At 48.1% G+C, this 13573-nt stretch carries 11 protein-coding genes; 7 read left to right on the forward strand and 4 right to left on the reverse strand.

All coding sequences use genetic code 11. From position 1 onward, the window contains the following. Window positions 1-103, forward strand: a 103-nt coding sequence (locus AB4Z50_RS23510) for an IS3 family transposase (protein WP_441878013.1), incomplete at its 5' end; no start/stop codon positions are given. Window positions 104-180: 77 nt separating this feature from the next. On the opposite strand, the gene AB4Z50_RS23515 is transcribed toward AB4Z50_RS23510, so the two are convergent. Next, entirely contained in the window at window positions 181-1353 is a 1173-nt protein-coding gene (locus AB4Z50_RS23515) for a diguanylate cyclase (RefSeq protein ID WP_430061726.1), read from the reverse strand. A gap of 123 nt (window positions 1354-1476) precedes the next feature. On the opposite strand from AB4Z50_RS23515, the gene AB4Z50_RS23520 reads away from it, so the two are divergent. The 3 genes from AB4Z50_RS23520 to AB4Z50_RS23530 are packed head-to-tail and all read left to right on the forward strand — an operon-like array spanning window position 1477 to window position 7299. Then, complete coding sequence (locus AB4Z50_RS23520; protein ID WP_339208561.1) at window positions 1477-2604, forward strand: glycosyltransferase family 4 protein; 1128 nt, start codon at window positions 1477-1479, stop codon at window positions 2602-2604. A 32-nt stretch (window positions 2605-2636) separates the two neighbouring features. Next, a complete protein-coding gene (locus AB4Z50_RS23525) occupies window positions 2637-3923 on the forward strand; it encodes a metallophosphoesterase family protein (protein ID WP_441882761.1) in 1287 nt (428 codons plus the stop codon). A 55-nt stretch (window positions 3924-3978) separates the two neighbouring features. After that, window positions 3979-7299 (forward strand): AAA family ATPase, encoded by a 3321-nt coding sequence (locus AB4Z50_RS23530; protein WP_441882763.1) that lies wholly within the window; start codon window positions 3979-3981, stop codon window positions 7297-7299. Between the two features lie 24 nt (window positions 7300-7323). Here the strand turns inward: AB4Z50_RS23530 and AB4Z50_RS23535 are convergent, their stop codons facing one another. Both AB4Z50_RS23535 and AB4Z50_RS23540 read right to left on the reverse strand, forming a co-directional pair. Then, window positions 7324-8364, reverse strand: a complete 1041-nt coding sequence (locus AB4Z50_RS23535; RefSeq protein ID WP_076270049.1) for a YkvI family membrane protein — start codon at window positions 8362-8364, stop codon at window positions 7324-7326. Window positions 8365-8577: 213 nt separating this feature from the next. Continuing rightward, a complete protein-coding gene (locus AB4Z50_RS23540) occupies window positions 8578-9291 on the reverse strand; it encodes a hypothetical protein (protein ID WP_441882765.1) in 714 nt (237 codons plus the stop codon). 266 nt (window positions 9292-9557) lie between these two features. Here AB4Z50_RS23540 and AB4Z50_RS23545 point away from each other — a divergent pair, with 266 nt between their 5' ends. From AB4Z50_RS23545 to AB4Z50_RS23555, 3 genes are all read left to right on the forward strand, one after another. Beyond that, a complete protein-coding gene (locus tag AB4Z50_RS23545; protein ID WP_076270047.1) occupies window positions 9558-10127 on the forward strand; it encodes a xanthine phosphoribosyltransferase in 570 nt (189 codons plus the stop codon). A gap of 82 nt (window positions 10128-10209) precedes the next feature. Next, window positions 10210-10530, forward strand: a complete 321-nt coding sequence (locus tag AB4Z50_RS23550) for a hypothetical protein (RefSeq protein WP_076270046.1) — start codon at window positions 10210-10212, stop codon at window positions 10528-10530. 136 nt (window positions 10531-10666) lie between these two features. Further along, window positions 10667-10891, forward strand: coding sequence for a hypothetical protein (locus AB4Z50_RS23555; protein ID WP_076270045.1), 225 nt, complete (start codon window positions 10667-10669; stop codon window positions 10889-10891). On the opposite strand, the gene AB4Z50_RS23560 is transcribed toward AB4Z50_RS23555, so the two are convergent. Continuing rightward, on the reverse strand, window positions 10866-13475 hold the full coding sequence (locus AB4Z50_RS23560; RefSeq protein ID WP_441882768.1) for a transglutaminase domain-containing protein: 2610 nt from the start codon (window positions 13473-13475) through the stop codon (window positions 10866-10868). The two genes, AB4Z50_RS23555 and AB4Z50_RS23560, sit on opposite strands and share 26 nt — an antisense overlap. Window positions 13476-13573 lie beyond the last annotated feature (98 nt).

The raw sequence follows: 13573 nt of genomic DNA on the forward strand, positions 1-13573 counted from the left end.
TGAACAGACCGTTCGAGACTACATCACTTACTATAACGCAATTCGTATTCAAACGAAACTAAAGAACCAGTCGCCGATTGATTACAGGCGACTGGCCGTTTAAACTTGAAGGTGTTTTGATCCCTGTCTCACAAATGGGGGTCAGTCCCAAACGCCTTATGATCAGTGCCTTTTCATTGTTTATGCTTTTGATTTTTTGGAAGCAGCTGATGATTTGAACGGGGTTACTTTATTTTTGCCCGTCGTTTTGGAATAGTACATCGCTTCGTCAGCCTGCTTAATCATTTCTTGAACAGCCTTGCTTTCTTTGGAGGTGCTGAAGCCGACACTTATTGTAACCATCGTTTCCTGCTCGACTCTGCGCCGAATGGATTCAGCTACAATTTCAGGTTTTACGCGCTCCGTGCTAATGCAGCTTAGCAGCTCTTCTCCGCCATAACGGCCCGCTGATCCGATGCCGCTCGATTCTTCCTTAATAATCTCGGAAACCTGCTTCAGTACGCCATCGGCTTTATGGTGGCCATGGGTATCATTCAATTTCTTGAAGTTGTCGATATCGCAAAAAATAATAGCCATCGGCTTGTTGCTCTGAAGCAGCTGCTCCGCCTTCGAAGAGAAATGGCGCCGATTATACAATCCAGTCAAGCCATCCATAATAGACGATTGATAGGTAAACATCAACCTCTCGATTACCCACTCGAACAAGAGGATAAACAATAGGGTATAATACACAATCGGCAGCAGCTGGCTAATCGTCAGCAACCAAGTCAATGAGCCATGAAATACATAGGCATTCGACAGCCTAGCAAGCTCGCTTGCAAAAAACACGATTAAGCTCGCGTAATATTTGGAGCTCATGTGGGCGCTTCTCGTATCAAGCATAATCATGAAAATAACGATTAATCCATAGAAATCGAGTGCCGGGTATGTAAAAGCTTGCGCATGAACGACCGTGTCCATCGAATTGGGCATAATCGCAAATTGTATGCCTGCAATAACGAATGTCATCATACTCATAATGATAAAGGGAATGACTTTAAGCTGTGCCGTTCGATGAGTATATAATTTCATGAAAACAAAGTTTATAATAATAAAAGATAGGATTTGAAGTATGGTAAAGGCTAAATGTAGAAATGGTGATAATGACCAGCCTGGATAAGCAAGCACGACGAGCAGGCATTGCTTAATAATAATGATTGGGATGGCTGTAATGAGCAAGCGATAAATTCGTTTGTTGCGGTAGCTTACATAAAGCCGAACCGACATGAAGAGCATTAAGATCAGAATGACGATGACCGCCGATGAAGAGAGCAGTTGTCCATTTGGGCCTGAAAGCCATTGTGTAAGAGTCATGAGTTACCCACCGTTATCTAGTATTAGTTTCAATAGCTTTACAGAAACATATGTTCTAATATATCATGTTTTACGGTGAACGAATAGTTGGAATACATGTTTTACGTTGAAAGGATGGGACACATGAATATTTTACAAGCGTTATTTTTTCCACCGGAGCAGCCGGGCGGAGTTTCTTCCATGATCCCGTATATTCAAGATAGATTCATTAAGTTTGGTTGGCAAATGGAATTGTTCTCTCTGCCTAAGCGAGTAAGAAGCAAAGGGCAGGAAGAAGTGACATTCGAAACCTTTGATCATACGATCTACAGCGGAAATGTAATGGTCGATAAATATATTCAAACGTATAAAGATTACGTATGGTGGACAAAGATGCGGATCAAAAAACCATACGATATTATACATGCGCATCATCCGATTGCTGGACTTGTCATGAAGCAGCTATTTCCAGATACTCCGCTTGCGATGACGATCCATTCCAGCTATGAACGGGAGCTTATTCTAAACGGCAAGATTAAAGAGGGCGGACCTGAACACCGGTTTCTTATGAGTCTTTATGGCGAGCTGGAGGCGAAGGCGGATCAATTGCTGACCGTTTCCGAGTCCTTCCGTACCTATATCGCTCCTCATATCAAGCATCCAGAGAAAATAAAGGTTATTCCAAATGGTTTTGACGAGAAACGATTTAAACCGATATCCCATGAGAATGCGGTAACGCAGCTCATTACGGTGTGCAGGCTCGTCCCTGCCAAAGGACTTGATGTTCTGCTGCGCGCATGTGCAGAGCTTAAGCAAAAGGGTCATCCGTTTGTTCTTCATATCATTGGCGATGGACCGATTCGCGAGGAGCTTGAAGCATTAGCAGTTGAGCTTGATTTGTATGATGATATTATCTTTTACGGCTATATGCTGCATCCGGAAGAGTTTATGCCGTTTTTTGATGTATTTGTATTGCCTTCTCGCGCTGAGGCCTTCGGCTCTGTGTTCGCAGAAGCTGCTTTATGCTCGCTTGCGCTTGTCGGCACGAATGTAGGAGGCATTGCCGAGCAAATCGAAGATGGCGTTAATGGATTGTTAGTACCGCCGGAAGATGCGACAGCTCTTGCTGATGCGCTGGAGAAGGTCGTAACCGATCCCACTTATCGCTATCATCTGGCAAGGTCTGGTTCAGATAAAGCCAAAAAGGTATATTCACTTCAACGAGTGATTGCACAGCTGAAAAAAGTTTATATTCATATGAAGCCGGAATAACGGCTCATTCTATCGGAATAGGCGGTTATAAAATGTCGGTACCTTTTCGATTTATCCATGCAGCAGATTTGCATTTAGACAGCCCTTTCCGAGGGCTTGCGAAGGCTCCGGATCAGGTGCGAGAGGTGCTCAGCGAGTCCACCTTTGCAGCGCTGCGTCAGCTAACGCAGACCGCCATTCGCGAGCAGGTGGATTTTATCGTGCTGGCTGGCGATTTGTTCGATGAAGCAGACCGTTCGCTCAGAGCACAACTTATGCTCGTACGAGAGTGGCAAAAGCTGCAGGAGCATGGAATATCCGTATATGTAATCCATGGAAATCACGACCCGTTAAATGGCGAGCGAGCAGACTTAGAACTGCCGGCAAACGTGCATATATTTGGAGCGGATCAAATGGAATATCGGCCGGCTTACCGTACTAACGGTGAGCTGGCTGCATTTGTTTACGGAAGGTCATACGGAAAACGCGTCGTCTCGGAAAATATAGCTGCGGCTTATAAAATACAGCAGGAAGCACCCTTTCATATCGCGCTGCTGCACGGAAATGTTGATGGCGATGGAACGCATGACCCGTATGCGCCATGCTCGCTGGGCGAGCTTATTGGGGGCAAGGGCTTCGATTATTGGGCGCTAGGCCATATTCATAAACGAAGGGTGCTGCATGAATACCCTCATGTCGTATACGCAGGCAACACACAAGGAAGAAATCCGCGTGAAGTAGGAGCAAAGGGCTGTTACTTGGTGGAGGTAACCGCTGCAAGAGCGGTAGAGCTGACCTTTATGCCGCTAGATGAAGTCAGGTGGCACGAGTATGACTGCTCCATCTCTGAGCTGAGTACAGAACAGGAGCTTTTGCAGCAATTGGAAGGTTTAATTGACAGAATATTAGCTGAAGCGGAAGGCCGCTCGGTTATGCTTCGACTTTGTTTGACAGGTCGCGGGCTGCTGCATCAGAAGCTCTCGGAGCCAGCGATTGTTCGAACGCTGCTTGAGCAATTACAGGAGGGCAGGGAGATATCATCAGCTGAACCATGGATCTTCGTGCATGGGCTAGAGGTGAACACAGGGGCTGCGATCAACTGGGAGGAGCTGGCGTTGGAAGACAGCTTTACCGGAGAGCTCGTTCGATTTAGCGCAGCATTAACGGAGGATGAGAAGTTATGGCAGGATTTTGCCAAAAATGCTGTGAGCCCGGCAGCAGGGCATGCGAAGCTTGGTAGACTTATGTTTAACCAATGGGACGAGCCTCCCGAGCGCTGGCTAGAGCAAGCGCGCGAGCTGACGCTTGGTTTGCTTCATGATCATGAACGTGGCGGATGATGATAGGGCGAGTGCAGCTTGTTTCTGCATAAGCCTATAGGAGATGACAGGTAGCATGAAGCTTTTGAAGGCTGAAATTGACGGTTTCGGACAGCTATATAGGAAGCAAATACCGCTCGATGCGGCGGTCATTATCGTATATGGTCCAAATGAAGCGGGAAAAAGCACGATGTTCGGCTTTATCCGATCGATGCTTTTTGGTTTTGCCAAACGCGGACAGTCGAATGAGCGGCAAGAACCGGTGAATGGCGGCAAGCATGGCGGTCGGATGTTTTTTCAAAGTGCAGAAGATGAAGCATACGTGGTTGAGCGATATGTGGCTGACGGATTAGGCAAGCTTAAGCTGCGCGCTTTAAGCCATGCAGCTGGCAATGACGAATTGTTAAATGATCCATTCATTAGCGTCATTGCTGCAGCAGATAAATCTCTCGAAGAAGTAGCGCTCACACAAACGGAATGGGAACGGCAGTTTCTAGGAGGCATTAGCGAAAAATTGTATCGACAGTTGTTCGCTATTACGCTGACTGAACTGCAAGAAATCGGCGCGTTGTCGGGAGAAGAGCTTGGACAATATTTGTATCAAGCAGGGTGGGACAACGGAAAATCGATAGCAGCAGCTGAGAAGCGTCTAGCACAGGAGATGGACCTTCTCTTTAAGCCTCGCGGAGCTAATCAACAAATTAATCAACATTTGAAAACGCTTGAGCAAATAGATGTTCAGCTTCGGAAGCGCGCAGATGCCATTGTCTCCTACAACCAGTTGACGCAGCAGACGGGCCAGCTGGATGCATCCTTGCAACAGCTGGAATTGGAGCTGCCAGCAAAAGAAGCAAGGCAAATGCTGCTTCATAAAGCTTGCACGACTAGGCCATTGTGGATTCGCAAGCAGCAGCTGATGATTGAGCGCGAGCAAGTCGCTTACGCTGCAGAGCTCTCGCCGCATGCGGAGAAGGAATGGGACGAGCTGCAAAGGCAAAGAGCTGAGCTGCGCGAAGAAGCTGAGAAGCAAAGGCAGAAAGCGCTGCTGATAGAGCTGCAGCTTGAAGCGATAAGTTATGATGAGCAGCTTCTCCGTATTGGAGATGAGACGGAAGCACTGCTTCAGGCAGCTGAGAGTATGCGCCAGCTGAAGCAGGACAGCATAGAGCTGGAATCAGAGCTTCGCGAGCATGATGAGATGATTGCGAGGCTCGTTACCAGCATCGCGCCGGAATGGACAGAGCGTCAGCTGAGGGAGCTTCACGTTACGATAGCCGATCGTGACTTTGTGCGCAGCGCCAGGCAGCAGGAGCTTGAGCACGCGCGAGGAGAGGAGCGATTCGCGGCTGAGCTTGAGACGCTTAAGCAGCAGGAGCAGGAAGCGTCTATCGCTTTGGAGGAGGCGAGGTCTGCCGCCGCACGGGAGAAGGAGCGCAGCGAGCAGGAGGGCGGCACCGGATTTGAGGTGCTGCCGCGCACGCGAGATGCGCTGAAAGGGGCGTGGAACGCCCTCGATAGCGCGCTGCGCGAGTGGGAGCTCGAGCGCGCGCGCTCTGCCGGAGCCGCTGCAGCCGCAAGCGATAGCGAGTCGGCTGGCCGCGGCGCGGCAGCTTCGGGCCGAGGCGGAGCCGGCCCTTGGTGGGCTGCGGCGGCAGGAGCGGGCGGAGCCGCGCTGGCGCTTGGAGCTGCCGCGCTTGGCGGAGCAGGGCGCGGTGCAGGTATTGCTGCGCTGGCGCTGGCGGGAGCGGCGCTTGCGTTTGTTGTTGTGGCGCTGCTGCGGAGTCGCGGCGCTGGGAATGCAGCAGCAGGCGAGAGCAGCGATCAGCTGCGTGGACGCGGACGTTCGCGAGGGCGCGGCGGAGCAGCTGCGCTTACTGGCACGGAACTTAATGAACGAGAAAAACGAGTGCATCAAGCTTTAGAGATGATTGTACATAATCCGCAAGAGGCAGCGGCTGCCCTGCTTGCGGCAAAGCATTACAGCTCGCCAGAGCATCTGCTCGCTGCGGAACAAGCACGCACACAGCTGCGCGCCGCAGTCGAAGCCCGTCTCGAGGCGCTGCAGCGCAGCGAGCGCCTCATCGACCATAGCAGCGAGCTCGCCCGCCGCCTAGAGCGGCTGCGCGCGCACGCTGCAGGACGCAGCGAGGCTGCCGCCGCTGCTGCACAAGCAAGGCAAGCCATCGCCCATCAGTGGGCTGACTGGCTTGCAGCTCGCTCACTGCCGGCGGGAATGTCGCCGGCCGCTGCGCTCGAAGCATTCGAGCTTGCCGAGCAAGCTTTGCAGCGGCTGCAGCATTATGACCGGCTGTCGGCGAAACAAGCCGCCGCAGGCAAACAGCTGGCTGCTTTCGCTGCGCAAGCAGCTGAACTGTGCGGGCATTTCAAGGAAGCTGCCGCAGCGGCTGCTGCTGACCCAGCCCTCGCGCTGCGCCTGCTGCATGCCGAAATTCGCCGCCATGCTGCAGCCAAACAAGAAGCGCGCGCTATTATTGCGCGCCGCGATGAGCTGCGCATGGCGCAGCAGGCTGCTGAATCCCGGCAGCTTGGGCTAGAGAGCCAAGTGTTGATTGCAGTGGAAGCGGCTGGTCTATCAAGTGAAGCCCAATATGAGCTGGCTATTTCGCATCATAGGATATGGACGGCGCTTGAGCTTGAGTTGTCGAAGCTTGCGTTGGAAATAACGGCTGGCATGTCAGCGGAGAGAATTTCCGAGCTCGAGCATTTGTTTGGCAGCTATGATGAAGAGCAGCTGCAGCAGCTGCATTTGGAGTCGCAGACGGAGCTGAAAGAGCTGGAGCGGCAAAAGCAGGAACAGCTTGAAAAGCGGGGGAGAGTGCGGCAGTCGCTAGACCATCTTCTGCAGGAAGAGGAGCATCAAAGGCTGCTTTCTGATAAAGCGATGACGGTTGCCCAGATCGAGAAGGATGCAGAGCGGTATGCGGTCCTTTCTATTAGTGCAGCATTAATTAGCCGAACTAAACGTGTTTATGAAGAAGAGCGTCAGCCTGTCGTGCTTCGCAATGCGTCGCGCTTTATGATGGAGCTGACAGGTGGCAAATATATTCGGGTACTTACAACGCCAGGCGAACCGGGAATCAGGCTGGAAACAGCGGAGCACCGTCTCATCGACAGCGGAATGTTAAGCAGAGGAACAGCGGAGCAGGTTTATTTGGCGATGCGCCTTGCTTTGGCGGAGGAAGCAACAAGTGGAGCGAAGCTTCCTCTTATGCTGGATGATGTGTTTGTTAATTTCGACAAAGGCAGGCTGCATGCAGTAACCAAGCTGCTCGCATCCTTATCGAGTGAAAGGCAAATTATAGTTATGACTTGTCATGAGCATGTTCGAGACGCAATGCTTGAGCATTGCGAGGGTGCGTTACTCGTACAAATATGATGATTCATAGCAGCCAGCTGCTCTCTAATGAGTAATAACACGTTTGCGGATAATTAAGATGAGCCAGCCCAAGCTGACCAAGCCGAATAACGGATAAAGAGTGGATAGCAGCGGACCAAATCCGATTTGGCTGGCTACATAACAAATCGCGAGAATAAGAAGTACAATCAAGCTCCGAGCCCATTTCAAACGCTCATGAAGCTGAAGGGTGAGGCCGTAAATGTCTGCAATGAGTGTCGTGAAGATTTCAGCGAAAATAATGAAAACGTAAATAAACTGTACGCTAGGCCCTAGCTGCCTAGCAATCCCGCCCATCGGTATTGCGAATTGTTGAATGCCTGGCATATGAACGGAAAGCGCGATGTGACCAGCCAGCAGCATGAACCCAATTCCGATTCCTCCGACCCATGAGCCAGCAATAATGACTTTGCGGTCACGAATTTCTGCTCCCAGCGGTACAAGCACAGCTTGCGACATCGAGAGGTTAAAGGCGGTATATAAAAAAGGTGAAGCCCAAGCGGCCCAGATGGAATGGTCGCTTGATAAAGTAATGAACTTGTCTGCGCCTGGCGTTTGAAATGTATTGATTATGATGAGTACAGTGAACAGCAGCATAACAGGGACGACGATCGCATTGACCGTCAGAATAGCATTCATTCCTTTGCGCAGCAAAAAATAACAAGCGGCAATCGTAATAAGCAGACCTGATTGATAAGAAATATTCCAATGCTCATAAAAGATGGTGCCGGCACCTGCGAGCATAACAGCGGTTACGCCAAGGAGTACGACTAACATAAAGTGGCTGATAAGTCGTCCATATTTGTCGCCGAACAATGCTTTATTTAAGTCTTCGTACGACTTTGCTCTAATTTCACTTGCAATGAGCATCATTTTGGTGCCCAGCCAAATGAACAAAATGGTAGATATAACAATCGTGACCGTACCCCAGTAACCGAAGCGGGTAAAAAACTGAAGTATTTCTTGGCCGGTGGCAAAACCGGCCCCCACGATTGTCCCCATGTAAGTTGAAGCGATTTGCAATACTTTCCCAGTACGTTTCCACATCGTCTACCGTCCTCCGTTCGAAAACCCTCTATAATTAGAAGGTATGTCCAAACGGGGACAGGCATGACTTTTTTCAAAATATTACGATTTTCTACGGGATATTTAGAAGCAGAGAGGGCCTTCATTCTAGTAGCGGCGGTAGTGCTGTGGTGTGTTTTTTTCAATGGCAGCCTTGGTTTGCTCTTTACATTAGTTACGCATGCTAAATTCTGTCTAGCTAATAGCGAGAAGCTTAATGGAAATGATTTCGTTATGCTCGGGGTCAAGATCCAGCTTTAGCAGCGCTTTGTTTGCTTTGTAAGTGAGCAAATAGGCGGTTTGCTTCTCAGGCTTGCCGAGTGCAAGCAGTGCAGCTTCCGGATTGTCGCCAATTTGCAGGCCGCTTAGGCCAGCTTGAATGTTTTTTTCAAAAAGCTCTATAAATTGTGTTTTTTTCTTAGCATTGATTCCAACTGCAAATCCGTCATATTCAAGCACGGTAACAGGATCCGTCTCTTCCTCAAGCTTGTAGCTGTCTTGCGGATTGCCAAACTGCTTAACAACAGAAGCATGGGTATCGCCAATTGCTACCCCATGGAGAAGAGGCGCGTCTGCTTGCCACAATGCATCCTCACTTTCGGTTTTTACCGGCGCTTTGGGATTCTCTGACTTGCTGACTGCTGAGGTTTCAGCGTTTGTATTGCTGCTCGTATCCACCTTGTTCATATGAGGCTCGTCCATTTGAATCTCATTTTCCGTTAGCTCAGAGTAAGAGTTCTGAGGGCTGTTAGGCTTGCTCGTCTGCTTGGTCAGAAGAGGAGCTGTGTCATCCGTGTAAGTATCAGGCGTGGTTGTCGATGCGCTCTGGCAGCTGGCAAGCAATAAAGCAAGCGTTGAAGTTGCCGCGACCATAGCCGCTTTTTTCGTAAATAATCGATTGGTTTTCAAGGTTTTCACTCCTTTCCCTATAGGAAATATCATCGGTATAATGAACCATATTTATAAATGTGCTGCTAAATTCGTTAAAAAGTTATGTTATTAAATTAGACGTGTAAAATGTGGTAAAAGTTTCTCTATTTTACTGTAGATATGAAATTTCTCGCTCGAATTCGCTAGATTTTTTTGGGATTAAAAACGATCCCTTCAATAGGGTTGCACTTTTTGCCTGACCTATGGTACGGTATCAAAAAGGATTTTGGTGGAGGTAATGAAAGATGGAAAGTTTAAAACAACGTATTTTAGCAGAATCATCCGTATTGTCTAGCAATGTACTGCGGATGGATGCTTTGATCAACCACCAGGTCGACCCAGCATTGACAATGGAAATGGGACAAGAGTTTGCAAGGCGCTTCGCGGAGGAGCAAATTACGAAGGTGATAACGGTGGAGTCGTCGGGAATACCCGCTGCCTTTGCAACCGCATATACTCTAGGAGTACCGCTCGTTTTCGCTCGCCGTAAGAAGACATTAATTGCTGATCCAGATGCTTATGTGGAACGTGTTCCTTCCTTTACAAAGGGAATGGTGACTGATATTATGGTGTCCAAACAGTTTCTAACGGCTGAAGATCGGGTACTCTTTATTGATGACATTATTGCCAACGGCGATGCAGCGCGTGGATTGATAAAAATTATTCAGCGCTCGGGAGCAGCTTTAGTTGGACTTGGCGTCGTTGTCGAGAAGTCATTTCAAGCTGGAGGAAGAACATTACGGGAACAAGGAATTCGTGTGGAGCCGCTCGTTCGCATTTCATCGCTTGATAACGGTGAAATTAAATTTGAGTAATAAGTTCCAGTACAAATGTTCTTTTCGCATCCGGCATTATCGCTTATAATGGTACAGAAGTGATCGAGGGGAGGCACATACTATGGGGGAAATGTCTGCAGAGTTTATGTATACAAAGCTAAGCGATGCTAAAGTCCACTTTGAGCGTGCACTAGATTGTAAACATACGGAATTTGATGATTTATATCCTTATATGATTGAGCATCCGCAATTTTTCTGGTACAAACGTTATGTCGCGTGGTCAGAGCTGCTCACTATCGTGAAGCTTTGCGATGAATTGTCTATTGAATGGCGGGAGCAATTCACTGACCGTCAAGGCGAATATATCGGCAAACGGGTGATGTCATCACGCGTGCTGGATGAGTGGTATGAAACGAACGACGCGAAAGAGCATGCAGGTTAACGTAAAGAATGATATAAGTATAAGTTAAACCTTATTATTATTTTATATTTTGAAGTAAACCTCAATGTGATGCGTAAGCATCCATTGAGGTTTTTCAATAATCATACGGGTTAGAATAGAAGCAGGAGGAATTGCAATGATAAGTGAAGAGCAATTGGATCAATATCGCGTAAGCGGTGAGACGATAAGAGTTGTAAGAGATGCAATCGAAGCAAATGATGTTAAAGGTATCGTTGTAGCATGGGACGAGTCCTCTGTCGTTATTCGCAGACCAAATCGCCGAGTAGTGAAGCTAAGCCGTACATATAGCTATACACCAGCATCCGAGGATCGGCTTAATCTTTTTCCTGATGAGAATTAGCAATCGCATGAATGGCATCAAGCGCATCTTTGCCGGTTCCGAGCTTGTATCCCTCTGACATGTAACGGATTCGTCCAATATTATCCAAAACAAACAGGATGGGAAACTGTTCCATCCTCTTCGGCACGATCAAGGGCTGAAAGAGGTTAAGGCCAGTGTATGAATGGTCAAGGTGGAAAGAAGCGTTTCGGGGCAAGGCAGCATCTTGTTCTAATGAGAAGGATGCGGTCAGCTTATCTTCACCCGCTGTCAATATGACTTGGCCATTCCATGCCTCAAATGCAGGAGCCAGCTCTCGAAGCTCTCTCAGCAGATGTTTTGAAGGCTCACGGTCTGGCTCGATCCAAGCGATGACTGCGCCGCGAGGCTGAACGGCTGCCTTCATGCTAATCTGTGGATAGAATAACTCCTTATCCATGGCATCAGCGGAGAGTGAGGCTAGAATTGGAATTTCCATATCCTTGCTGCGGAAGCTCAATGTCAATTTTGTTGTAACTGATGGAGAAATGTCGAAATAAGCAAGCCGGACCTTTACAGTACCATTTGGAAGTCTTGTTCCGGTTATTAGCCGATATTGTCCGCATACCAATTCGATTGGCGCGTCGAATACGTCCTTTTTGCCAAAGGGGAGCATCTGTGTGTGATACATGCCCTTCGTAAAGCGCGCAATCGTGAAGTTATTGAAATAGGCGGCTTCTTCTACATCTGCTGCTATGTCTTTGATGAAATGAACAAAACCTAGAGCTGGCGCTGAGGTGCCCTCCGAACAAAAGTCAGTCCAATGGCTTAGCATAAAGTATTGCGGCCTTAAATCAGTTGGTTCAAGGCGAGCTGGTATTCCTATGCTTCTTGCTGTTGCGATTAGAAGAATGTGGAAGCAAAGCCGATCGCCTTTTTGTAATTCAAAGCTGCCTAGCGGCGTGGCAGAGCCGTTATAATGATTCATGCCTTCGATAATATCAAATTCACCTGCAAGCCGCTCGTACATGGCCTCAGGTTGACCGCGATACAGCTCCTTTTCTGCCTCAGAGTAATGCTCTTGGAAACGATGCTTGTAGGGTGCAATCATCTCATAATGTATACGCGGACAAAGTAGATACTTGCTGGTAAAAGATTTATCTAAATCGGTATCCTGACTTTCAATCAGAGGCAAAGAACCAAGTAGATGATCATCTAACGAGATTTGAAACGTATCTGTCAAATCCTTTTCATGAAGTGATTCCAGCAGCAAAAGCGGCCATTCTCCATATAAAGGCGATTGATTTTGTAAAAAAGCATAAATCTCATGGCTGTTGCCTCTAGCTTTTTGAAGGACATTCCATACCCGATCTCCATTTAGGGAGAGCTGATCAGCTAGCTGAGAAGACTGCTCCAAGCTAACAAATGTTGCTTCATATGCAGCACGAATTTGGGAACCCTCTTGAATTCGCTCACTATTTTTCTGTTTCTCCTGCTCAGTGGCGGCTGAAGTCAGCTTGCTGTCCACAGATGGCGGGGGGATCATCTCAATATCCGAAATGCCGCCTCGAACTTCCTCTTTGCTCATAACCATTGTAAATTCGTTCGCGTCTCCCGTATGGATAAGTATAGAGCCCCAGCCTTCTTCGCCAACAGCATGTATATATAAGCTGCCAAGTCCAGTTGTAAGGGTAACTTGCCCGGCTTGATCTGTCGTCTTTGTCACAATAGTAGAAAACTCGGCGTAATTATACAGCTGGAAGTGTACCTTAGCACTAGATGGGGAACCAGCTTGATTAAGTACTTTGATCGTAATGGTCTTGTTTACGGCATAGTTGTCTAGTAAATTAATTTCGGTATACCAAGGATGCTGCAGCGTAATTTCCTCGGGGCCTGCATAGTTGGAGGGAACTCTCGTATTAACGAGCATAGCTCTTTGGGCAGGGGCGCTAAACCAGCCTTGGTCTAGCCTTGCTTCTGGCTCGCAAGCACCGAGAAAATGCCAACGACCGTCAGCCCAAGCTTCAACCCAAGCATGATTGGAATCACAATGGGCCCAGCGTGGTGTATAGCACTGCCTTGCAGGAATTCCGATGCTGCGGAGTGCAGCAACTGCAAGTGTGGACTGCTCTCCGCAGCGTCCGAGAGTGGTACGGATAATGGTTAAAGGAGATACGGTGCGCTGGTCGTTTCCTATGTAGGTAGCTTTTTCATGGCACCAGTAGTTAGTCTCCAAAATGGCATCTTCCATGGACAGTCCTCGAACGCGCTCGAACAATTCATTAAACAACAAGCTTCGAATATCTTCGATGTTCTCGTTATTAACCCGATATGGGAGAACAAAGTGGTAAAATAAATGATCGGATACCGTGCTGCCCCATGGCACTTTATTCCGAATAGCAAGGGAAGCCCGTACATGGCTAAGAAAAAGTTCACCATTATAATCAGCTAAGTCATTAAGAGGCATGTAGGCATATAAAAATTGCAGCGCAAACTGCTCATCCGCGCTTAAGGGCTGCTGAAAAACGCTGAATAGCTGCTCTTCACGCAAGCTGGCTAGGCTCCTTTTGTAGACGAATTTTTCTAGAACCTGTGTTGTCCAGTCTGAATTCATAATTATGATCATTCCTCTCCTAAATACTGCAGGTATACTCGAATGAAGTTGGTATATTTAATTTGCATTATAAAGAATTGATTTGGTATAATCAATACAAGAAATGCATT

Origin of the sequence: Paenibacillus sp. 2TAB26, from assembly GCF_052115145.1 — a bacterium.
GTDB lineage: Bacteria > Bacillota > Bacilli > Paenibacillales > Paenibacillaceae > Pristimantibacillus.